General features: G+C 68.0%; 15 protein-coding genes. 5 read left to right on the top strand and 10 right to left on the bottom strand.

Annotation, left to right across the window (positions count from 1 at the left end; genetic code table 11):
• Window positions 1–5: 5 nt before the first annotated feature.
• Window positions 6–1,145 (bottom strand): FAD-dependent oxidoreductase, encoded by a 1,140-nt coding sequence (locus PA01_08340; protein ID KON81607.1) that lies wholly within the window; start codon window positions 1,143–1,145, stop codon window positions 6–8.
• A 111-nt stretch (window positions 1,146–1,256) separates the two neighbouring features.
• On the bottom strand, window positions 1,257–2,204 hold the full coding sequence (locus PA01_08335) for a LysR substrate-binding domain-containing protein (protein KON81606.1): 948 nt from the start codon (window positions 2,202–2,204) through the stop codon (window positions 1,257–1,259).
• Between the two features lie 294 nt (window positions 2,205–2,498).
• Here PA01_08335 and PA01_08330 point away from each other — a divergent pair, with 294 nt between their 5' ends.
• The gene (locus tag PA01_08330; GenBank protein KON81605.1) at window positions 2,499–4,010 is read left to right on the top strand and encodes a DegQ family serine endoprotease; all 1,512 of its coding nucleotides are present in this window, start codon (window positions 2,499–2,501) and stop codon (window positions 4,008–4,010) included.
• Here PA01_08330 and uvrA read toward each other — a convergent pair.
• Entirely contained in the window at window positions 4,003–9,750 is a 5,748-nt protein-coding gene (gene uvrA, locus PA01_08325; GenBank protein KON81604.1) for an excinuclease ABC subunit UvrA, read from the bottom strand. The two genes, PA01_08330 and uvrA, sit on opposite strands and share 8 nt — an antisense overlap.
• 297 nt (window positions 9,751–10,047) lie before the next feature.
• On the opposite strand from uvrA, the gene PA01_08320 reads away from it, so the two are divergent.
• Window positions 10,048–10,317, top strand: coding sequence for a hypothetical protein (locus PA01_08320; protein ID KON81603.1), 270 nt, complete (start codon window positions 10,048–10,050; stop codon window positions 10,315–10,317).
• Window positions 10,318–10,375: 58 nt separating this feature from the next.
• Here PA01_08320 and efp read toward each other — a convergent pair whose 3' ends face one another.
• Together efp and earP are read right to left on the bottom strand one after the other, a co-directional pair.
• Entirely contained in the window at window positions 10,376–10,933 is a 558-nt protein-coding gene (gene efp / locus PA01_08315; protein ID KON81602.1) for an elongation factor P, read from the bottom strand.
• A gap of 47 nt (window positions 10,934–10,980) precedes the next feature.
• Window positions 10,981–12,144, bottom strand: a complete 1,164-nt coding sequence (earP, locus tag PA01_08310) for an elongation factor P maturation arginine rhamnosyltransferase EarP (GenBank protein KON81601.1) — start codon at window positions 12,142–12,144, stop codon at window positions 10,981–10,983.
• Between earP and PA01_18720 the strand changes: the two genes are divergently transcribed.
• A complete protein-coding gene (locus PA01_18720) occupies window positions 12,028–12,567 on the top strand; it encodes a hypothetical protein (GenBank protein ID KAI5913110.1) in 540 nt (179 codons plus the stop codon). The genes earP and PA01_18720 overlap by 117 nt on opposite strands.
• On the opposite strand, the gene PA01_08305 is transcribed toward PA01_18720, so the two are convergent.
• On the bottom strand, window positions 12,548–13,267 hold the full coding sequence (locus tag PA01_08305) for a 16S rRNA pseudouridine(516) synthase (protein ID KON81600.1): 720 nt from the start codon (window positions 13,265–13,267) through the stop codon (window positions 12,548–12,550). The genes PA01_18720 and PA01_08305 overlap by 20 nt on opposite strands.
• A 56-nt stretch (window positions 13,268–13,323) precedes the next feature.
• Here PA01_08305 and PA01_08300 point away from each other — a divergent pair, with 56 nt between their 5' ends.
• Together PA01_08300 and PA01_08295 are read left to right on the top strand one after the other, a co-directional pair.
• Entirely contained in the window at window positions 13,324–13,794 is a 471-nt protein-coding gene (locus tag PA01_08300; protein KON81599.1) for an SRPBCC family protein, read from the top strand.
• A 74-nt stretch (window positions 13,795–13,868) separates the two neighbouring features.
• On the top strand, window positions 13,869–14,804 hold the full coding sequence (locus tag PA01_08295) for a recombination-associated protein RdgC (GenBank protein ID KON81598.1): 936 nt from the start codon (window positions 13,869–13,871) through the stop codon (window positions 14,802–14,804).
• 32 nt (window positions 14,805–14,836) lie between these two features.
• Here the strand turns inward: PA01_08295 and PA01_08290 are convergent, their stop codons facing one another.
• Genes PA01_08290 through PA01_08275 form a run of 4 tightly spaced genes read right to left on the bottom strand, consistent with a single transcriptional unit; the run spans window position 14,837 to window position 21,499 of the window.
• Window positions 14,837–18,211, bottom strand: a complete 3,375-nt coding sequence (locus PA01_08290; GenBank protein KON82391.2) for an EAL domain-containing protein — start codon at window positions 18,209–18,211, stop codon at window positions 14,837–14,839.
• A complete protein-coding gene (locus PA01_08285; protein ID KON81597.1) occupies window positions 18,208–18,645 on the bottom strand; it encodes a response regulator in 438 nt (145 codons plus the stop codon). Before PA01_08285 ends, PA01_08290 begins: the two co-directional genes overlap by 4 nt.
• Window positions 18,642–20,519 (bottom strand): ATP-binding protein, encoded by a 1,878-nt coding sequence (locus tag PA01_18715; protein ID KAI5913078.1) that lies wholly within the window; start codon window positions 20,517–20,519, stop codon window positions 18,642–18,644. Before PA01_18715 ends, PA01_08285 begins: the two co-directional genes overlap by 4 nt.
• Window positions 20,516–21,499 (bottom strand): ABC transporter substrate-binding protein, encoded by a 984-nt coding sequence (locus PA01_08275; protein ID KON81596.1) that lies wholly within the window; start codon window positions 21,497–21,499, stop codon window positions 20,516–20,518. The genes PA01_18715 and PA01_08275 overlap by 4 nt, the downstream gene beginning before the upstream one ends.
• Between the last annotated feature and the right edge of the window lie 180 nt (window positions 21,500–21,679).

Below are 21,679 nucleotides of genomic sequence, written 5' to 3'. Positions count from 1 at the left end.
CCGGTTCAGCGGCCGAGCTCGCCGAGCAGGCGCTCGGCTGCGGCGACCTGGTCGCCGAGCAGCGCGAATCCCCGCAGTGCGCCGCGACAGTCGCGGAACACTGCCCTGACGCCGCGCTGCGTCGCCGCCTCGTGCCATTCCCCGGCGAGCGGCGGCGGTTCGCAGATCGTCACCGAGCAACTTTCGATCTGCAGGCGCCGCAGCCGCGCCGGCCAGCGCATGCGCCGCTTTCTCCCGCACAGCACCTCGGCGAGCACTTGCGCGCCGGCTTCGATATCTTCCGCAAGCCTGAACCGGCGCCCGTCGATCTCGGCACATTCGCCGAGCGCGAAAATGTCCGGATCGCCAGTGCCCAAAGCCTGATCGACGACGATTCCGCGCGCGACGGCGAGACCTGCGTCGCGCGCCAGTTCCGTCCGGGGCGCCGCGCCGCGCGCCAGCACCACCAGATCGGCCGAAAACCGCACGCCGGCGAGCGTCGTCAGCTCCAGCTCGTCCGGCCCCTGGTCGATGCGCTGGATGCCGTCCTCGGTCATCACCTGCACGCCGGCGGCGTGCAGCGCGTGTGCGACGCGTGCGGCGCTGAGCGCCGGCAGCATCTCCGCGAACAGCTGGTTCGCGGGTTCGAGGAGCGTCACGTGACAGCCCGACCGCGCCAGGTTGTCGGCGAGTTCACAGCCGGCGAGGCCTCCGCCGAGCACGACGATGCGGTTTCGCCCCGCCAGTTCGCTGCGCAGATAAGCATAGTCGGCGAGGCTTCCCAAAGTCAGCGCCTGCGAGGCCGCGGTGCCCCGCAGCCCCGGCGAGCGCAGCGGCGCGGCGCCGGTCGCGAGCACGAGCTGGCCGTAGCCGTGCCGGCCTTCCCGCATCACCAGTTCATGGCGCAGCCGGTCGATCCGCACGATGGAGCGATGCGCGAGGATCGTCGCGCCGTAGCGGTGCGCCATCTGCTCGACGGTCGCCAGGACGAGGCCGCGGGGGCGGGTGCGCGCGCCGAGCGCACGCGCGAGGCGGAATTTCTCGTAGGCCGCACCGTCGTCGCGCGTGATCAGCACCAGCGGCCGGTCGCGATCGAGCTGGCGCAGCGCGCGCAGCAGCGCGTAGCCGGCAGCGCCGGTGCCGACGATGACGAGCGGCGCGCTCATCCCGGCGCTCCTGCACGTCCGCCGCTCGGGCTTCGCTCGCCGGGCACGGCCGCTTGCAGCGTCACACCGGCCGCCCGTCGCATCGCCGGCGGCAGCCCCTTGCCCGCGGGTTCATGGCGCTTCCGCCGTCTCGACCGTCGTCACGCGGCCGATCGGCCGGACGCCGGGCAGCGCGCTTTCGAGGATCGCGGTGCGCAACACGTCGATCGCGCCGCTGCGCGGATACGTCACGCGCCACGCCAGCGCGACGCGCCGTGAAGGCTCGGGCGCCGCGAACGGACGGACCGCGACGAGCGGATTGTGCGCGGGGAGTTCGTCGGCGGCGGAGCTCGGCAACACCGTCACGCCGAGGCCGGTCGCGACCATGTGGCGGATCGTCTCCAGCGAGCTGCCTTCGAGCGTGCGCTGCAGTCCGCTGACGTTGCGGTAGTGCGGGCACACTTCGAGCACCTGGTCGCGGAAGCAGTTGCCGGCACCGAGCAGCAGCAGCTGCTCTTCGGCAAGCAGGGCAGGTTCGATCCGCTCGTGGCTGTGCCACGGGTGCGCCGCCGGCAGCAGGACGCGGAACGGCTCATCGTAGACCGGCTGGGCGACGATGCCGGGCTCGGCGAACGGCAGTGACAGGATCACGACGTCCAGTTCGCCGCGCTTGAGCGCTTCGGCGAGGCGGGCAGTGTAGTTTTCCTGGATGATCAGGGGCATCCGCGGCGCGAGTCGATGCACGCGCGGGATCAAGCGCGGCAACAGGTAAGGCCCGATCGTGAAGATGACGCCGAGGCGCAACGGCTCCGCGAGCGGATCCTTGCCGGCCGAGGCGATCTCCGGAATCTGCGCCGCTTCGAGCAGCACTTTCTCGGCCTGCGAGACGATGCGCCGGCCGGTCGCGGTGATCTTCACTTCGGTCGCACTGCGCTCGAACAGCTGGACGCCGAGTTCCTCTTCGATTTTCTTGATCGCGACCGACAGCGTCGGCTGGCTGACATGGCACTTCTCGGCCGCGCGGCCGAAGTGGCGTTCGCGGGCAAGCGCTACGAGGTATCGCAGGTCGGTCAGGGTCATCGCGTCGGTCTGCCGCGGAAAGGAGAATCAGGAAAGATATTACTCCGTACCTTCGCGGCGCAGACAAGCACCTCCGGCCGCTGCCGGCGCGGCCGGTGCGCGAACGCACCTGCCCGACGCGACCCAGTCCTGGAATCCGGCCGGGCATCGCCCCACGACGCCCGATCGTACGCCCGCGCTGCAGGATCCGTATGCGATGACGCGCAGATCGTCAGCCGGTTCCTTCCGGGAACAATTTGCATGCAATGCAAGTCCACCGGCGCAGGCAATTTTCTTCAGGGATACAGGAAAAACATGAAAAACCGTCCGTTCAGCCGTCCGCTCGTCGTCGCCCTCGCCGCCCTAGTACCGGCCGCAATCGGCCTGCTCCCGTCCCCGCCGGCGTTCGCCGCCGCGGAATCCGTGGCGCCGCTGGTCGCGCCGAACTCGTTCGGTCTGCCCGATTTCGGCGACCTCGTCGAGCGCGTCGGCCCCGCGGTCGTCAACATCAGCGTCGTGCAGGAACGCGCTGCGCCCGAAGGCGGCGCGCTCGAAGACCCGTTCTACGACTTCCTCCGCCGCTTCGGCGTGCCGTTGCCAGGCATGCCCGGGATCCCCGGCATGCCCGGCCAGGGCGGCCCGCAGATCAGCCGCGGCATCGGATCCGGTTTCATCGTCAGTGCCGACGGTTACGTGCTGACCAACGCGCACGTCGTCGGCGCGGGGGTGGGTCAGGGAGAAGGCGAAGGCGAAAGCGGCGTCCAATCGGAAGTAACCGTGCGGCTCATCGACAAGCGCGAATTCAAGGCGAAAGTGGTCGGCACCGATCCGCGCACCGACATCGCGCTGCTCAAGATCGAGGCCACCGGTCTGCCGGTGGTGCGCACCGGCAACGCGGAGAAAGCGCGCGTCGGCGAATGGGTGGTCGCAGTCGGTTCGCCGTTCGGCTTCGACAACACCGTGACGGCAGGCATCATCTCGGCGAAGGCGCGGCGCCTGCCGGACGAGAACTACGTGCCGTTCATCCAGACCGACGTCGCGATCAACCCCGGCAACTCCGGCGGCCCGCTGTTCAACCTCGCCGGTGAAGTCATCGGCATCAATTCGCAGATCTACTCGCGTTCGGGCGGCTTCATGGGCATCTCGTTCGCGATCCCGATCGATGTCGCACTGAACGTCAAGGACCAGATCGTCCAGTACGGTCGCGTGCAGCGCGGCAAGCTCGGCGTCACGATCCAGAGCATGACGCGCGAGCTCGCGCAGTCGTTCGGACTGACCGAACCGAAAGGCGCGCTGGTGTCGAACGTCGAAGCGGGCAGCGCCGCGGACAAGGCCGGCATCAAGGCCGGCGACGTCGTGCTGGGCGTCAACGGCACGCAGATCGAGGACTCGGGCGATCTGCCGCGCATCATCGGCGACCAGCGCCCCGGCACCGAAGTGAAGCTCGAACTGTGGCGCGACGGCCGCACCCGCACGGTGACGGCGACGCTCGGCGAGATGCGCAGCGAAGCGGTCGCCCAGGGCCGCGGCGAGCCGGGCGGGCCGCAGGGCGAAGACGCCGGCGGCAAGCTCGGCCTCGTCATTCGCCCATTGACTGCGGAAGAAGCGGCGCAGCTCGGCGTGCCCGGCGGCATCGTCGTCGAGCGAGCGACCGGTCCGGCGCAACGCGCGGGCCTGCAGCGCGGCGACGTCATACTCGCGCTGAACAATCAGCCGGTGCCGGACGTCGCCTCGTTCCGCACGATGGTCCAAAAAGCCGGCGACCGCTTCGCGCTGCTGATCCAGCGCGGCGGTGCACGCATTTTCGTGCCGATGCGCGTCAACTAGCGGGAAACGGGCGTCGTTGCGGCGGCAGCGGGTCCGCGGAAGGGCCCGCGGCTGCCGCGCTGCGGGCGGCGAGGAATTCTTTCAGGATCACCGCGGTATGCGAAGCGGCGCTTTCGCATACGGCTTCGACCGGGCCTTGCGCGACGATTTCACCGCCGCCGTCCCCGCCTTCGGGGCCGAGGTCGATCAGCCAGTCCGCTTCGGCCATGACGTCCAGATCGTGCTCGATCGCGAGCACGGTGTGGCCGGCGTCGGCGAGCCGCTGCAGCACGCGGATCAGCTTGTCGACGTCCGCCATGTGCAGGCCCACGGTCGGCTCGTCGAGGACATACAGCGTGTGCTTTTCCGCCGGCAGCGGCCGTCCGCCGCGTGCTGCATTCGTCGCGGCACCGTCCCCGGGGCGGCTGCGCACTTTGGCCAGTTCGGTGACGAGCTTGATGCGCTGCGCTTCGCCGCCCGACAGCGTCGGGCTCGACTGGCCGAGCGTCAGGTAGCCGAGGCCGACATCCTGCAGCAACGCGAGCGGGTGTGCGATCGCCGGATGCGCGGCGAAGAACCCGACCGCTTCGTCGATCGGCATCGCGAGCACGTCGGCGACCGTCTTGTCACGCCAGCGCACCATCAGCGTCTCGGGGTTGAAGCGCGCGCCGCCGCACGCGTCGCACGGCTGCTTGACGTCCGGCAGGAAGCTCATCTCCACGGTCGTCTGTCCCTGCCCTTCACAGACCGGGCAGCGCCCGGCGCCGGTGTTGAACGAGAAGCGCGACGCGCTCCAGCCGCGCGTCTTCGCTTCGAAAGTCTCGGCGAACAGCTTGCGGATCGCGTCCCAGAAGCCGACATAGGTCGCCGGGCACGAGCGCGGCGTCTTGCCGATCGGTGTCTGGTCGACTTCGAGCACGCGGCCGATCGCCTGCCAGCCTTCGATCGCGCGACAGCCGACCGGCTCGACGTCGCTGCTTTGCGGCTGCGGCTGGCCGCGGCGTCGCGCGCGGGCTGCGTCCGGATCCCCGAGCAGCCGGCGCAGGTTCGCGTGGATCACGTCGCGCGCGAGCGTCGATTTGCCCGACCCCGACACCCCGGTGACGACCGTCAGGCGCGCGAGCGGCACCGTGGCGGATACCTCGCGCAGGTTGTGCAGGTTTGCCGCGACGACGTGGAGCGCCGGATGCGCGTCGTCGAGGGGCCGGCGCGGGCGCAGCGGATGCTGCAGCGGCGCGCGCAGGAAAGCGCCGGTCGCCGATTCGGGTGCGGCGATCAGGTCGGCGAGGCGGCCTTCGGCGACGACGCGGCCGCCGCGCACGCCGGCGCCGGGCCCGAGGTCGATGACGTGATCGGCGCGGCGGATCGTCTCCTCGTCGTGTTCGACGACGAGCAGCGTGTTGCCGCGGTCGCGCAGCCGCTCGAGCGTGTCGAGCAGCATGCGGTTGTCGCGCGGATGCAGCCCGATCGTCGGCTCGTCGAGGATGTAGCACACGCCGCGCAGGTTCGAGCCGAGCTGCGCAGCGAGCCGGATGCGCTGCGCCTCGCCGCCGGAGAGCGTCGGCGCGCCGCGGTCGAGCGCGAGGTAGGCGAGCCCGACCTGCTGCAGGAAGTCAAGGCGGCCGCGAATCTCGGCGACGAGGTCGCGCGCGATGTCGATCTCGCGGCCGGCGAGCCGCAGGCTGTCGAAGAACGCCGCGACCTTCGCCACCGGCAACGCCGACAGGTCGTGGATGCCGTGCGCGCGGAAGCGCACTGCGCGGGCGACCGGGTTCAGGCGCGCGCCCTCGCACACCGCGCAGACGGCGTCGGTCACCTGCCCGGTGTCGGCGAGATCGAGCTCGTTCGCATCCTCGACGCGGCCGACGACGTGCTGCCCGGTGCCGTAGCAGCTCGGGCACCAGCCGTGTTTGGCGTTGTACGAAAACAGCCGCGGGTCCGGTTCCGGGAAGCTGTCGCCGCACGACGGGCACGCGCGCAGCGTCGAGAACGTGTGCGGCCGTGCGCCGGGCGTGCCGAGCTCGAGCACTTTGACGACGCCTTTGCCGTGTTCGAGCGCTGCGGCAAGCTGCGTGCGCAGCGCCGCCTCGTGTTCGGGCGCGACGACGACGCTGCCGACCGGCAGCTCGATCGTGTGTTCGACGTAGCGGTCCAGCCGCGGCCATTTCGCCGTCGGCAGGAAGTCGCCGTCGACGCGCAGCTGCTCGAACCCCTTGCCTTTCGCCCACTTCGCCAGCGCGGTGTACAGGCCTTTGCGGTTCGTCACCAGTGGCGCGAGCAGCTCGACCGACGCGCCGCGGTGCTCGCGCAGGATCTGCGCCGCGATCGCGTCGAAACTTTGCGGCGACACCGGCACGTCGCACTGCGGGCAGTACTGCGTGCCGAGCTTGACGTACAGGAGGCGCAGGAACGGCTGGATCTCGGTCAGCGTGCCGACCGTGCTTTTCCTGCCGCCGCGCGAGATGCGCTGCTCGATCGCGACCGTCGGCGGAATGCCGAACAGCGCATCGACGTCCGGCCGGGCGGCGGGCTGGACGAACTGGCGCGCGTACGCGTTCAGCGATTCGAGGTAGCGGCGCTGGCCTTCGCCGAACACGATGTCGAACGCGAGCGTCGATTTGCCCGAACCCGACAGTCCGGTGATGACGGTGAAGCGGTCGCGCGGGATCGTCAGGCTGACGTTCTTCAGGTTGTGCTCGCGCGCATGGCGGATCTCGATCGCCGGCGCAGAGACCGCGCGGTAGCGCATCGCCGGTTCGGCGGCCACGGAAATTGGGGTCAGACTCGAATTTAGGGGGCTCAAATTCGAGTCTGACCCCAATTTCCCCAATGTCCCCTCATACGCGCGCAACGCGCGGCCGGTATGTGACGTGGCGCACGCGATGACGGCATCCGGCGGACCGGCGACGACCAGGTCGCCCCCCGCGTCGCCGCCTTCGGGGCCGAGATCGACGATCCAGTCCGCAGCGCGCAGCACGTCGAGGTTGTGCTCGATGACGACGAGCGCGTGCCCTGCGTCGAGGAGCTTTTCGAACGCGCGCAATAGTGTCGCGACGTCGTCGAAGTGCAAGCCCGTCGTCGGCTCGTCGAACAGGAAGAGCAGGCGGCCGGCGTCGGTCTTCGCCCTGGATTTTTTGCCGCCCGGCTTCGTGGCCGCGCCGAGATGTCCGGCGAGCTTCAAGCGCTGCGCTTCGCCGCCGGACAGCGTCGGCACCGGCTGGCCGAGCCGCAAGTAGTCGAGCCCGACGTCGGCGAGCGGCGCGAGCGCGGCGCCCACCGCGGGCTGGTCGGCGAAGAACGCGAGCGCTTCGGACACGGTCAGTTCGAGCACGTCGGCGACCGAGCGGCCGCGCCACGCGAGCTCGAGCACTTCCAGCCGGTAGCGTTTGCCGTCACAGTCCGGACAGCGCAGATAGACGTCCGACAGGAACTGCATCTCGACGTGCTCGAAGCCCGAGCCGTTGCAGGTCGGGCAACGGCCGGTGCCGGCATTGAAGCTGAAGGTGCCGGGCGTGTAGCCGCGGCTCTGCGCGTCGGGCAAGGCCGCGAACAGCGCACGGATCGCATCCCACGCGCCGACGTAGCTGACCGGGTTCGAGCGCGCGCTCTTGCCGATCGCCGACTGGTCGACCATCACGACGCCGGCGAGGTGCTCGACGCCTTCGAGGCGCGCGAACGCGCCCGGTGCGTCGGTGCCGTGGCCGAAGTGCTTCGCGAGCGCCGGATACAGCACGTCCTCGATCAACGTCGATTTGCCCGAGCCGGACACGCCGGACACGCACACGAGGTGGCCGAGCGGGAGCGCGACGTCGAGCGCGCGCAGGTTGTGCTCGGTCGCCCCGACGACGCGCAGCCACGCCGTCTCGGGCGTCACCGATCGCGGCTTGCGGCCGGCATCGACGCGCTTTCGGCCGGCGAGATAGGCGCCGGTCAGCGACGCCGGGTCGGCAGCGATTTCGGCCGGACTGCCGTAGCCGACGATCTCGCCGCCGCGCTCGCCGGGACCGGGCCCGATGTCGAGCAGGCGGTCGGCCGCGCGGATCAGCTGCGGATCGTGCTCGACGACGACGAGCGTGTTGCCGGCATCGCGCAGCCGCATCATGACGCCGAGGATGCGGTCGATGTCGCGCGGATGCAGGCCGATCGACGGCTCGTCGAGCACGAACAGCGTATTGACGAGTGACGTGCCGAGCGCGGTCGTCAGGTTGATGCGCTGCACTTCGCCGCCCGACAGCGTGCGCGACTGGCGGTCGAGCGTCAGGTACGCGAGGCCGACGTTGGCGAGGTAGTCGAGGCGCGTGCGGATTTCGCCGAGCAGCAGTCCGGTCGCTTCGTCGAGGCCGGCCGGCAGTTCGACAGTGGCGATGAACTCGCGCACGCCGCTGACGGGAAGCGCCATCAGTTCGTGGATCGCGAGGCCGAAAGGCTCGGCGCGAACGGATCGATCTGAGCCGCGGCGCAACCAGGCAGCCCCGGCGGCGGCTCCGTTCTGGACGTTCCCATCGGCTGGCGCCGCCTCGTTCGTTGCGCCGAGCCGCCACAACAGCGCCTCGGGCTTCAGCCTTGCGCCGTGGCATGCCGGGCACTCCGTGTAGCTGCGGTAGCGCGACAGCAGCACGCGGATGTGCATCTTGTACGCCTTGCTCTCGAGCCAGTCGAAGAAGTGGCGCACGCCGTACCACTTGCGCGGCCACGACGCGTCCCAGCTCTTCCACTGCGGATCGCCTTCGAGCACCCAGCGGCGATGTTCCGGCGGCAGGTCGCGGAACGGGATGTCGATCGCCACGTCGTATTTCTTCGCCATCTTCGCCATGTCGTCCTGGCATTCGCGATAGCTCGCGGTCTGCCACGGCTTGACCGCCCCTTCGGCAAGCGTCTTCGATTCGTCGGGGATCACCAGCGAGAAATCGACGCCGATGACGCGGCCGAAGCCGCGGCAGGTCTCGCACGCGCCGAGCGGCGAATTGAACGAGAACAGCCCCGGGGTCGGCTCGGCGTAATGGATGTCGCAGTCGGCGCAGTGCAGGTCGCGCGAGAAGCGCCACGCCGCCTCGCCGCCCTGGCCGCCCTCGCCCGACGCGCGCACCGCGAGCTGGCCGTGGCCGCGCGCGAACGCGGTCTCGATCGCGTCGAGCACGCGACTGCGCTCGGCGTTGCCGAGGCGAAAGCGGTCCTGCACGACATGCAGCACTTCGCCTGCGGCCGTCGTCTCGCGCGCGTGAATCCGCGTGTAGCCCTGCTGCACGAGCAGGGCTTCGACTTCATCGGTGGCGAAACGCTCGGGCACGGGCACTGCGAAAGTGATCACGAGGCGCGGATCGGCGCTCGCGCAGCGCGCTTCGAGCGCCCGCAGCACGCTCTGCGGATCGTCGCGCCGCACCTCGGCCCCGCAGCCGCGGCAGAACAGCGTCGCGACGCGCGCGTACAGCAGCTTGAAGTGGTCGGCGAGCTCGGTCATCGTGCCGACCGTCGAGCGCGACGTGCGCACCGGATTCGTCTGGTCGATCGCGATCGCCGGCGGCACGCCTTCGATGCGCTCGACGCGCGGACGGTCCTGCCGGTCGAGGAACTGGCGCGCGTACGGCGAAAACGTCTCGACGTAGCGGCGCTGGCCTTCGGCGAACAGCGTGTCGAATACCAGCGACGACTTGCCCGAGCCGGACACGCCGGTCACGACCGTAAGGCGATCGAGCTCGATGTCGAGACTGAGGTTCTTCAGATTGTTCTGGTTCGCGCCGAGGATGCGGATGCGGTTGGACATGAGGAAAGCGGGAGAGGAGGCGCTCGGCGCAGTGGAGCGATTCTAGTCCTCGTGCGCGCCCGCCTCACGCAAATGTTGCGGATTTCGGCACGTCCCTTGCGTCGAATAGCGCGCGGCATCCGGGGCACTTTCAGCCCCCTTTGGCTTACACGAGTAAAGTTCCGCAATTCAACGACTTGGACCTGCGCTGCGGCGCCCTTTCGGGTGCTGCGAGGCGCGGGCCGCGAAGCGGGCTGCATCGGCGTGGTGCGCGAGCACCGCAACAGTGCAAGCTCGCTCGGGCAAGGAGACATGCCAATGCTGAGCCTCACCGACTGCCTGGATTTCATCGACCTCGACAGCGACACGGTGGAGGTCGTTGCGCGCCACGAACGGCTGCCGGCAATGCTGGCCGCCGAGCTCGGGCGTCAGCTGCTCACGGACGCCGAAGGCATCTGGCGGTTGCACCAGATGCATCGCGGCCTGATCGAGACGGCCGCGCAACGCGGGCTGCTCGAGCAGGAAAAAGCGCTGCGCCGCATCTACGCCGCCTTCACGCGCAAATATCCGGTGCCCCGGCAGAAGTGATCGCGCAGGCGCCGCGGGGGCTCATTGTGTGAGCGGCGCCCGCGGCGACGAAACCGGCTTACTTGACGCGGTTCTTGTACTCGTCGGTGCGCGTGTCGATTTCGATCTTGTCGCCGATTTCGACGAACGCCGGCACCGGCAACTCGAAGCCGCTGGCGATCTTCGCCGGCTTCATGACTTTGCCCGACGTGTCGCCCTTGACCGCGGGTTCAGTGTAGATCACTTCGCGGACGACCGAATTGGGCAGGTCGACCGAAATCGCCTTGCCGTTGTAGAACACGACTTCGCACTGCAGGCCGTCTTCGAGGTACTTCAGCGCGTCGGTCATGTTCTCGGCTTCGACTTCGTACTGTTCGTAGTCGGCATCCATGAACACGTACATCGGATCGGCGAAGTACGAGTACGTGACTTCCTTCTTGTCGAGCTGGACGACTTCGAACTTGTCGTCGGCCTTGTACACCGACTCCGACGGCGCGCCGGTCAGGAGATTCTTGAGTTTCATCTTCACGACCGCGGAGTTGCGGCCGGACTTGTTGTATTCGGCCTTCTGCACCACGAGCGGGTCGGCGCCCACCATGATGACGTTGCCGGAGCGAAGTTCCTGTGCGGTTTTCATGCTGTTTCCTGTCGAACGGGGGCGGCCCGCAAATATTTAAAAACCGGTCATTTTACTGTGTTCCGCGAAAATTGCACCAGCGACGAAGCCAGATCCGGCGCGCTCGCGAGCGCCTGCGCCCACGACCGGTTATGGGCGCCGATCGCAGGCAACGCGGCGGCGAACGGGCACCACGCCGAGCCGACGTCGCCCCAGCCGTTCCACGCCAGCCAGAACTGCCTGACCGCCGCGGCCGCGCTGCGTTCCATCGCCGCCGTGTAGCGGTCGAGAAAAGCTTCGAGCTTGATCCGGTGGGCGTCCTGCTCCTGGCGGTAAATGTGCCAGGCGAACGGCTGGCCGGCCCACTGCGCGCGCACGAACGAGTCTTCGCCGCGGACGAAATTGACGTCGCAGCCCCACAGCAGGCGGTCGTAGCGCTCCTGGTCGACGAAAGGCAGGACGGCCGCCGTCAGCGCGCCGCGCCGGCGGCACGCTCCCGCCGCCCCTCGGTGAGCGCCGAAAAAACGCATCACGTCGTCGACGACAGGCCCTTCGGGCACGAGCAGCAGCACCGGCTCGTCGCCATTCGCCCAGCGCGCGAGCAGCGCCGCGAGCGCGGGGTGTGCGTACGCGAACAGCGATATCAGCCGCGTTCCCGGAGGCGGCGGGGCGACTCCCAGCGAGCGTAGCAGCGCATCGCGCAGCGCCGGCTCGGTGCGGAAACGGTCGCGTGCATCGAGCAGGCCGCGTTCGCGCAACAGGCCAGCGGTATGCAGCGAAAAACCCGGAAAGAAGAAATGCTTCACCAGCGGCAGGCGGGGGTGCGGCGAGGTCATGCGGTGGCACTCGTCGACCCAGCTTTCGGCCGACAGGTATTCGAGATTGATCCACGGCGGCGGCGACGGACGCGCCGCCATCGCTGCCAGATAACTTTCCGGCAGCTCGCAGCCGAACGCTTCGATGACTGCGGCGGCCGGTTCGACGGACGGAAAGTCGCGACTCCAGCGACGAATTTCGACGCCGCCGGCGAAGTTTCGCCCGTCGACCGTCGAAATTTCCGGACACAGCCGCGCGAACGCTTCCAGGTCATCGATCCACAGGCGGACCGCGAGCCCGTGATCGCCCGCAAGCCCTTTGGCCAGGCGCCAGCAGACCCCGATATCCCCGAAGTTATCCACAACCCGGCAGAAGATATCCCAGTCGCGAAGGCGTTCGTCAGCGCAAGCGTTCATTTTGGTGGACAAGCACAGGGAACAAGCGTGAATGCTTTGTGGAAAAAGGGCTTCAACGGCGAAAGGCCGAAATTCGACCACAATCGGCACACAGGTCAACAGCAGGTTTATCTACCCCTTTGTCCCGCGGCGAATCGCATGGGACTGCTGGAGAAAATCGACTTATCCACAGAAAAGCGGGCACTGTATACTTCTTTATCTTTAATTAATTTTAAAAAACAGAAGAACAAAAACACGAACCCGCGAAACGCGCCGAACGAAAATCCGCAGCCACTCCGACCCTTCGCGAAACCGCTTCGAGCGGCGCTGGACGGCGCCCGGACTCTGCTGTACAAAGCGTCCTCAGCGAAGGGGAAAAACGTTTGGCAGGCAGGTCGCGGGCGCATCCCGCTGCGGTTTTTTTTCAGTCTTTTGTCGTATTGAAGTCGGCCAGCCGGGCGAGATCGTCGTCGTCGAGCCAGCGCCACTGGCCGGGGGCGAGGTCGTCGGGCAGCATCAGGCCGCCGATGCCGCTGCGGTGCAGCGCCTCGACGCGATTGCCGGCGGCAGCGACCATGCGCTTGACCTGGTGGTACTTGCCTTCGGTGATCGTCAGCTTTAGACTCCGCTCCCCCGTTCGTTCGCAAGCCGCTGCTGCGACCGGCGCGGGATCGTCGTGAAGCTGCACGCCGGCGAGCAGCGCTGCGGTGAGCGTCTCGCTGACCGGGTGACGCACGACGACTTCGTAGATTTTCGGCACACGTTTGCGGCCGGAGCTCCACGCGTGGATGAACTGTCCGTCATCGGACAGCAGCAGCAGGCCGGTGGTGTCCTGGTCGAGCCGGCCGATCGCCTGGACGCCGCGGTTCACCAGCGGTTGCGGCAACAGCGCGAACACCGGCGCATGGAACTGCGGCTGGCGCGAGCACTCGTAACCGGAAGGCTTGTGCAGCATCAGGTAGGCCTTGTCGCGATACCGCCAGGTCTCGCGATCGACCATGAAGACCAGATCTTCGGTCGGCAGGTCGGCAAAAGGGTTGTCCTGGACGTGGCCGGAAATCGTCACGCGGCCGGCGCGGATCAGGGCGCGACAAATCTTGCGGCTGCCGAAGCCCTGGGAGTGGAGAATTCGTTCGATTTGCATCGGCGGATGCTAACCGAAGCGCGTTAGACTGTTGCCCCGCGGTACGGGAGTGGAGTGTGAACTTTGAACATCTGGTGGTCGTGAATGACCCCGCCGACCCCCTGCTCACCGCGCTCAATCGCGAAGAAGTGTGGTTCGGGCTGCTGTGCCGGGCCGAGGATGCGCGGCCGTTCCTGCCCGGGCTCGAGGCGTGCACGATCGTCGAACGGAGCGCGAACGAGCTCGTCCGGGAACTGCAGTTCGGCAGCGCGCTGATTCGCGACCGGGTCACGCTGATGCCAATGGAATCGATCTGCTTCGAGTCCGAACGCACTGCGAGCCATCCCGGAGGCAGCCTGACGATCACCATCGAGGAACCGGCCGAAGGCGTCCTCGTGCTGCGTTTCCGCTACCTGACGACCTTGCCCGAAGAGGCGGGAAGTCCCGACCGGGCCTATGCCGAATACGTCAAGGCCGCCTATCATCAGTCGGATCTCGACACCGTGCGCGTGATCCGCATGATCGCCGAGTCGGGGCGCCTCCAGTAATCCTTGTCCTGCGCCGCAGCGCCGCGAGCGCGCCGGCGCGGCTCTCCGATCATCGAAAATCCGGAAAAATCTTCATGTGGTTCAAGAACCTGCAGGTTTATCGCCTTCCCGCCGGCTGGGACATCAGTGCCGAGACGCTCGAGGACCAGCTCGCGCGCAAGCGCTTCGTGCCGTGCGGCAGCCAGGACCAGGAAACCCGCGGCTGGGTGTCGCCGACCGGTGACGAATTCCTGTTGCACCGGGTCGGCGGGCAGTGGCTGATCGCGCTCGGCGTCGAGCAGAAGCTGCTGCCGTCGTCGGTGGTCAAGCAGGAGGCCGAAGAGCGCGCCGAGGACATCGCCGCGCGCCAGGGCTACAAGCTCGGTCGCAAGCAGATGAAGGATCTGCGCGAACAGGTGATGCAGGAACTGCTGCCGCGGGCCTTCACGCGGCGCCGCAAGGTCTTCGCGTGGATCGACCCTGTCGGAGGGTGGCTCGGCATCGATGCGCCGAGCCAGGCCCGCGCGGAGGACGTTCTGGAGGTATTGCGCCAGTCTCTCGATGCCCTCCCGCTCGGTTTGCTGCGTACCGAGCGTTCGCCGACCGGCGCGATGGCCGACTGGCTCGCCGGCGGCGATGCGCCGGCCGGGTTTACGATCGACCAGGATTGCGAGCTGCGCTCGGTCAGCGAAGACAAGGCGGCGGTGCGTTATGTGCGTCACCCGCTCGAAGGCGACGAGGTGCGCGGCCACCTCGCGGCCGGCAAGCTGCCGACGCGCCTCGCGTTGACGTTCGACGATCGCGTCAGCTTCGTGCTGAGCGAGAAGCTCGAGATCAAGCGCATCGATTTCCTCGATGTCGTCAGGGAAAAGCTCGACGAGCAGGGGGCGGACGACGCGCGCGCGCTGTTCGACGGCGGTTTCGCGCTGATGACGGGAGAACTGGGCCGGTTGCTGCCGGCGCTCATCGACGCGCTGGGCGGCGAGCTGAACGCCGCGGCCCCCGGCGTCGAGCTGCGGCCCGCGGCGTGAGCGGCGCCGGCGCGGCTATCAAGGCAAAATAGCTATCGGGCCTGCTGGACGAACAGCTGCGTGAACTCCTCGGCCGGCAGCGGGCGGCTGAACAGGTAGCCCTGGTACGCGTCGCAGCCCTGTTCGGTCAGGAACGCGAGCTGCGCGTCGGTTTCGACCCCTTCGGCGAGCACCTTGATATTGAGCTTGCGCGCGAGCGCGATGATGCCTGCCGTGATCTCGGTGTCTTTGCGATCGTCGGGGATGTGGCGGACGAAACCCTGATCGATCTTGAGCATTTCGATCGGGAAGTTCTTCAGGTACGCCAGCGACGAGTAGCCGGTGCCGAAATCGTCGATCGCCAGCGCTATTCCCATCGACCTGAGCAGGCCGAGGCGTTGCTCGGCCTGCGCTTCGTGGCCCATGATCATGCTCTCGGTGAGCTCGAGCTCGAGACATTCGGGCGGCAGCCCGGTGCGCTGGAGGATCGCGGCGATGCGGTCCGGCAGTTCCGCCTGCCATAACTGGCGCGCCGACAGGTTCACCCCCACTCTGAGCGGCCCGAAACCGGCGTCGCGCCACTCGCGTGCCTGCCGGCACGCGGTCTCGAGGACCCACTCGCCGAGCGGCACGATCAGGCCGCTTTCCTCGGCAAAAGGAATGAAGCGGTTCGGCGACACCGCGTTTTCGTCGGTGGCCTGCCAGCGCACCAGCGCTTCGCATCCCGTCACGCGCCCGCTGGCGATGTCGATTTGCGGCTGGTAATGGACGACGAACGCCTGCTGCTCGAGCGCGACGCGCAGGCGGCGCTCGAGGTCGACGTGCCGTTGCGCCGCCTCGCTCAGCGCTTCGGTGAAGAAGCGGAAAGTGTTGCGGCCCTGCGCCTTGGCCTGGTTCAGCGCGGCGTCGGCGTGCTGGATCAGCTCGGCGGCGCTCGTGCCGTCCTGCGGATAGAGGCTGATGCCGACGCTCGCGCCGACATACACGACTTCGCCGCCGGACAGCGGGAACGGTTCGCGCATCAGGTCGATCAGGTTCTGCGCGACGCTGGCCGATTCGTCGGGTTTCCTGAGGTTGTCGAGGATGACGAGGAACTCGTCGCCGCCCCAGCGCGCGAGCGTGTCCTCCGGGCGCAGGCGCGTGCGCAGGCGCCACGAGATCGCGACCAGCAGCTCGTCGCCGCTGGCGTGACCGAGGCTGTCGTTGATGTTCTTGAAGTGGTCCAGGTCGATGAACAGCACGCCGAGGCCGAGCTGCTGACGCGCCGCCTGCTCGATCGCGTGTTCGAGGCGCGACTGCACGAGCAGGCGGTTCGGCAGGTCGGTCAGCGGATCGTAATGCGCGAGGCGCTCGAGCTGCGCTTGCGACTGCTTCAACTGGCTGATGTCGGTCATCACGCCGACGTAGCGGACCGGCTTGTGGTGCTCGTCGTAGACGGTGCTGACGCTCAACCACTGCGGATAAAGCTCGCCGTTCTTGCGCCGGTTCCACAGCTCGCCCTGCCAGTTGCCGGTGCGCGCGACGGCGTCCCACAGCTGGCGGTAGAACCCGTCGTCCTGCAGGCCGGATTTAAGGATGCTCGGACTTTTTCCGAGCGCTTCCTCTTCGGAAAACCCGGTGATTTCGCACCACGCCCGATTGACGCTGACGATGCGCTGCGACAGGTCGGTGACCATGACGCCGTCGCGGGTGCTCTCGATGACTGCCGCGGTCTGGCGCAACGCGGCCGCGGCGCGGAATTTCTGCACGGCGAGCGACGTCAGGCCCGAGAATTCCCGGATCAGCTCGATCATCGCCGGGTCGATCGGGCGCGGCCGGTAGAAATAGACCGCAAAAGTGCCGAGCAGCTTGCCGTCGTCGTCGCGGAACGGGAACGACCAGCAGGCCCGGAAATTCGCCCTGCGTGCGAGGTCGCGATAAGCGTCCCAGTCCGGATCGGTGAACACGTCTTCGGTGAATACCGGTTCGCCGCGGGCCATCGCGGTGCCGCACGACCCCTGGCCTTCCGCCACTGCGAGGCCTTCGATCGCGTCGAGGTAAGAGGCGGGGAGGTTCGGGGCAGCGGCATGGACGAGGCGGGTACGCGATTCATCGAGGAGCAGGATCGAGACGCGCATTTCGGGTGCGAGGGTTTCGAGCCGCCGCGCGACATCGTCGAGGATCACCGGCAGCGGATCGTCGCCGACGAGGCGGTTCAGCACCGCGCTGCGCGCGGCCTGCAGCAGCTCGGTCTGCTTTTGTGCCGTGATCTCGGTCCAGGTGCCGACCACTTCGACCGCTGCACCGCCGACGTCACGCAGCACGCGCGCGTCGTCGCGGATCCACGTCACCTGCTCCTTGCCGCCGAGCAAGCGGTATTCGTGGCTGCGGTGCCCTTCGTGCAGCAGCGCCGTCTGGGTCGCGCTCCACGCCGCGCGGTCGTCCGGATGCACGTGCGCGAGCCACCACCCCGGTGAAAGGGCATCGGCGGAGCTGACGCCGAGGATCGACACGATGTTGTCGCTGACCCAACTCGCCTGCGGCCTGCCGTCGTCGCCGATCTGCAGCGTGTAGAGAACCGTCGGGCTCGCCGACAGCAGGTGCGCGAGATGGGCCGTCGTCGCACGCAGTTCGGCCCGTTCGTGGATCAGCTCGGCGCGCTCGCGCACTTTTTCCAGCGTTGCCGGCAGCGCGTGCAGGTAGCCGGGGTACTTCGCGATGAAGTCATCGACGCCCAGTTCCATCGTCCGCGCGACGAGGTCTTCACCGCCATGCGCGGAGACCAGCACGAGCGGCAGTGCGAGGTGATGCTCGTGCTGCACGATGCGCGCGAGTTCCAGGCCGTCGAGGCTGCCGGCGGCATGATCGAACAGCAGCACGTCGAAGTCGGGCGCTGCGTCGCGAGCGGCGGGCAGGCGCGCCAGCACTTCGGCGGCGCTCGTCGCAAGGGTCAGGTGGATGTGCGGCGCGTAATGCGCGAGGTGGCGGTGGGTGCGCAGCGCTTCGAGTTCGTCGTGCTCGGCGTACAGCACGCGCAGCGGGCGGATGCGTCGCCCGGCCGGGTCGCGAAATCGCGCCAGCGCGCCGCGCAGCGTCGCGGGCAATTGGTCGAGGTAGTCGGCGCGCTTGACCTGGTACGCATCGGCGCCGGCTTTCAGTGCCGCCATTGCCGCTTCGTGATTGCCGGCGCCGGTCAGGACGACCACCGCGACCGGCAGATGATTCATGCGCACGTGCGCAAGCAGGTCGAGGCCGGTGCCGTCGGGCAGGTGGAGATCCGACAGCACGACGTCGAACGGCGGCGGCTGCGCAGCGAGGCGCGACAACCCGCGCTGCAGCGTCGTGACCACTTCCAGCGCGATCTCGGGCGCGCGCTGCGCGAGCCGGCGCCGCGCCAGATCCGCATCCGCTTCGGAGTCCTCGATGTAGAGGACGCGCATCGTCTTCATCGCTGGGTGTGGTTCACCGCGCACCAGTAGACCTCGATCTGCGCGGCGACTTCGATGAATCTGCCGAAGTCGATCGGTTTGACGATGTAGGAATTCACGCCCGCGTCGTAAGCCGTCCTGACATCCTCGTCTTCGGTCGATGAAGTCAGCATCACCACCGGAATGCGCCGGAAGCGCTCGTGCGTCTTGAGCTTTCGCAGCACGTCGAGGCCGCTGACGCGCGGCAGCTTGTTGTCGAGGAGGATCACCGCGGGCGTCGGATGACCGCTTTCCCAGCGCGGCAGGAACGCGAGCGCCTCTTCGCCGTCGCGTGCCACTTCGATCTCGATCGGGCTGGTCCGCTCGCGGCGCGCGAAGGCGCGCAACGCCAGATCGAGGTCGACGTTGTTGTCCTCGACGAGGAGGATCGGGCCGGGGACGGCTTCGCTGGTCATAGCGGAAACTCCACGAGGAAAGTGGCACCTTTGCCGGGTTCGCTTTCAGCACGCACGGTCCCGCCCATGCGTTCGATCGCCTTGCGCACCAGCGCCAGGCCGACGCCGGTGCCGGGGTAGTCTTCGGCGCGGTGCAGCCGCTGGAATATGCCGAATATTCGATCGTGATATTTCATGTCGAAACCGATGCCGTTGTCGCGAACCTGCAGGCGCATCGCGCCCGCTTCCTCGCGACTGCTGATCCCGATGCGCGGCGGCGCCGCGTTGCGGCTGAACTTCAGCGCATTGCCGACGAGATTGCGCAGTACCAGCGCGAGACCGTTGCGGTCGACCGAGAGTTCCGGTGTGCGCACGTCGACGTCTATTTCCGCGCCGAGCGTCGAGATTTCGTGCGCGTAGCTGTCGAGGACCTCGGCGACGAGCTGCTGCACCGACACCGGCTCGGGTTGCGGTGCCGCGCGATCGATATGCGCATAGGCGAGCAGATCCTCGATCAGTTCGTGCATCTGCGCGACGCCGCGGCGGATGTTGGCGAGGAACTGCTGCCCCTGGTCGTCGAGCCGCTCGCGGTAGTCTTCGAGCAGGATCTGGCTGTAGCCGTCGATGCCGCGCAGCGGAGCCTTGAGATCGTGCGAGATCGCGTACGAAAACGATTCGAGCTCGCGGTTGGCGGCCTCGAGCTGCGCGGTGCGCTCGACGACGCGCGCTTCGAGCGTCGCATTGAGCCGCAACAGCGCCTCCTCGGTATTCTTCAGCGACGTGACGTCGAGCAGCACGCTGCGGATGTGCGTGACCTTGCCGCTCGCGTCGCGGCTCAGCCAGGTGCGGCCGTCGAGCCAGATCCACTGTCCGCTGACGTGGCGCACGCGATGCTCCCCGCGGTAATCGTCCGGCCCTTCGGCAAGATGGCGGATGAGCGCGGCCCGCAGGCGCGGGCGGTCTTCGACGTGAATCAGGTCGCGGTAGCGGACGGCGCCGGACAGCAATTCGCCGGGCGTGTAACCCCATTGCCTGATGCTGTCGCTGACGTACGTGACCGGCAGACCGCCTGCGTTGCGCCACTCGATCGCGACGACCGGCGAATGGTTGATCAGGGCCGACAGTTGCTCGAGGTTTGCCTGGCGTATCCGCAGGTCATCGGCCATGCGGTCGAGCGCATGGCCGATTTTCCCCAGCTCGTCGCGCCCGGTCAGGCCGCTGCGCGTGTTGAATCGCCCTTCCCCGATCGCCGCCACGGTCTGGGTCAGCCGGGCGGTGCGGCTGAACCACAGCACGTGCAGCAAAATCGCGAGCGCCGCAGTGAAAAGCAGGATCAGTGCGGTTTCCCGCCACAGCTCGTGGTAACCCGCGGCGGTGCGGAGCGCGAGCGGAATGCCGAGATCGCTGCGCACGATCAGCGTCATGTCGGGACGGATCGCAACCCGGCCCAGCAGCGCGAAATCGCCGCGCGGCTGGACGAGCTCGATCCCTTTCCCCTGGGCCGACGCGAGCGCCAGCAGGCCGGCGCGGATAGCCGGGGCGTCGGAAGCGATCGCGTCGGTGAGCGGGCGGTTGAGCCGCGCGCGCAGCATTGCGCCGACCACCTGGCCGTTGGCATCGACCAGCAACGCGTGCGTGAGCCCGGAGCGAAGTCCCATGCTGGCGACGAGACGGCTGATGTGAAAGCGGCTTCCCAGTCCGGTCTGGGCTTCGAGCCGGTTCTGTTCGAAGTTCAGGATCTCGGTGAGCCGCCGCCGCTGGTCGGTCGCGACCTGGTCGCGGAACTCCTGCACCTGGATCACGTAATTCAGCGCCGCGCCGATGAGCGCAAAGCCCGCCAGCAGCAGCGGCGCGAGGAGGCGGCCGGGCAGGACGGTCAGGGCGGGCCAGATCATGACCCGCTTTCCGTTCGTTTCGCCGCTGCGCGCGCTGCGGCGTCGACGACCAGCCTTTGCCAGTCCGGTGGTCCGTCGATCAGTTCGAGATCGACCATCAGTTCGGCGAGGCCCGAATGACGGGCGGCGAACGGGGCCGGCTGACCGGCAAGAAGTTCCACGCTCTGGCGCAGCGGCACGAACGTCAGCCCGTCGAGCGCCGCGCGGTATTGTGCCGGGGCGAGGCTCGTGCTCGGCGCGAGCAGGTCGGCGAACGCGTCGGGGGCGGTGTGCAGCGCCGTGACGCCGCGTTGCCACCCTGCGAGCAGGTCCACGACATCGTCGAAACGGCGCTCGAGCACGTCCGCACGCACGACGAGCACATCGACGAGGTCTCCGGACATCGCGCTGCTGTCGAATATCACCCGGTAGCCGTCGCCCTGCAGGCGCGATTTCATCGGTTCGTAGGTGATCACCGCATCGACCCAGCCGTCGCGCAGCGCGTCTTCCTGCTGCGACGCTTCGAAGCGCAGCAGCAGCACGTCGTTCGATCGAAGCGCGCTTCCCTCGATCATCCGCGCGAGCATCAGGCTGCCGGCTGCGCTGTCCTCGATGCCGATGCGCTTGCCCTTGAGCTGCGCGGGTTTGGTGATCGGGGCGCGCGCGACGACCGCGTCGGCCCCGTGCGAGACCGCGAGCACGGCGACGATGCGGATCGCCGCGCCCTTGTCCGCGAGCCGCAGGGCCTCGTCGAGGGTCAGCGCGGCGGCATCGAGCAGACCGTTGTCGAGCGTGCGCAAGGCCTGCGAACTCGACGCGAGTTCGACGACCTTGATGCGGCTGCGGTCGATATAGCGGCGCTCGTACGCGAACACGAAAGGGTCGTTGCCGATCCACGGATTGACACCGACGCTCAGCGGCAGCGGCGACGGCGCTTCACTGCAGCCGGCAAGAAACATCATCGCGAGGCCGAAGACCGCCGCGACAAAGGCGTTGTACATCAGTGATCCTCGCCTGAAATCGGTTCCGGGCAGGGCCGGTCCGACGCTCCGGCTCATGTTTTCGGTAGGACCGTGATTCTACAAGCGAAATTCCGAACCCGAGCGTGCGAAGCGGGGTCGGGACCTTTATCGATCGTCGGGCCCGGCGAATCCTCGCGACGCAGGACGCGCCGGCCGCGC

Origin of the sequence: Azoarcus sp. PA01, assembly GCA_001274695.2 — a bacterium.
Classification (GTDB): domain Bacteria; phylum Pseudomonadota; class Gammaproteobacteria; order Burkholderiales; family Rhodocyclaceae; genus Aromatoleum.
The sequence above is the reverse complement of the archived record's forward strand: the minus strand, read 5'-3'. Positions and strand labels throughout refer to the sequence as shown.

Bases quoted from the DNA above. Each gene is read 5' to 3' on its own strand.
- PA01_08330 (KON81605.1), top strand. From the start codon at position 2,499: ATGAAAAACCGTCCGTTCAGCCGTCCGCTCGTCGTCGCCCTCGCCGCC.
- PA01_08290 (KON82391.2), bottom strand. From the start codon at position 18,211: ATGAAGACGATGCGCGTCCTCTACATCGAGGACTCCGAAGCGGATGCG.
- PA01_08305 (KON81600.1), bottom strand. From the start codon at position 13,267: ATGCAAATCGAACGAATTCTCCACTCCCAGGGCTTCGGCAGCCGCAAG.
- PA01_08295 (KON81598.1), top strand. From the start codon at position 13,869: ATGTGGTTCAAGAACCTGCAGGTTTATCGCCTTCCCGCCGGCTGGGAC.
- PA01_18715 (KAI5913078.1), bottom strand. From the start codon at position 20,519: ATGATCTGGCCCGCCCTGACCGTCCTGCCCGGCCGCCTCCTCGCGCCG.
- PA01_08275 (KON81596.1), bottom strand. From the start codon at position 21,499: ATGTACAACGCCTTTGTCGCGGCGGTCTTCGGCCTCGCGATGATGTTT.
- earP (KON81601.1), bottom strand. From the start codon at position 12,144: ATGAACGCTTGCGCTGACGAACGCCTTCGCGACTGGGATATCTTCTGC.
- uvrA (KON81604.1), bottom strand. From the start codon at position 9,750: ATGTCCAACCGCATCCGCATCCTCGGCGCGAACCAGAACAATCTGAAG.
- PA01_08340 (KON81607.1), bottom strand. From the start codon at position 1,145: ATGAGCGCGCCGCTCGTCATCGTCGGCACCGGCGCTGCCGGCTACGCG.
- PA01_08285 (KON81597.1), bottom strand. From the start codon at position 18,645: ATGACCAGCGAAGCCGTCCCCGGCCCGATCCTCCTCGTCGAGGACAAC.
- efp (KON81602.1), bottom strand. From the start codon at position 10,933: ATGAAAACCGCACAGGAACTTCGCTCCGGCAACGTCATCATGGTGGGC.
- PA01_08335 (KON81606.1), bottom strand. From the start codon at position 2,204: ATGACCCTGACCGACCTGCGATACCTCGTAGCGCTTGCCCGCGAACGC.
- PA01_08320 (KON81603.1), top strand. From the start codon at position 10,048: ATGCTGAGCCTCACCGACTGCCTGGATTTCATCGACCTCGACAGCGAC.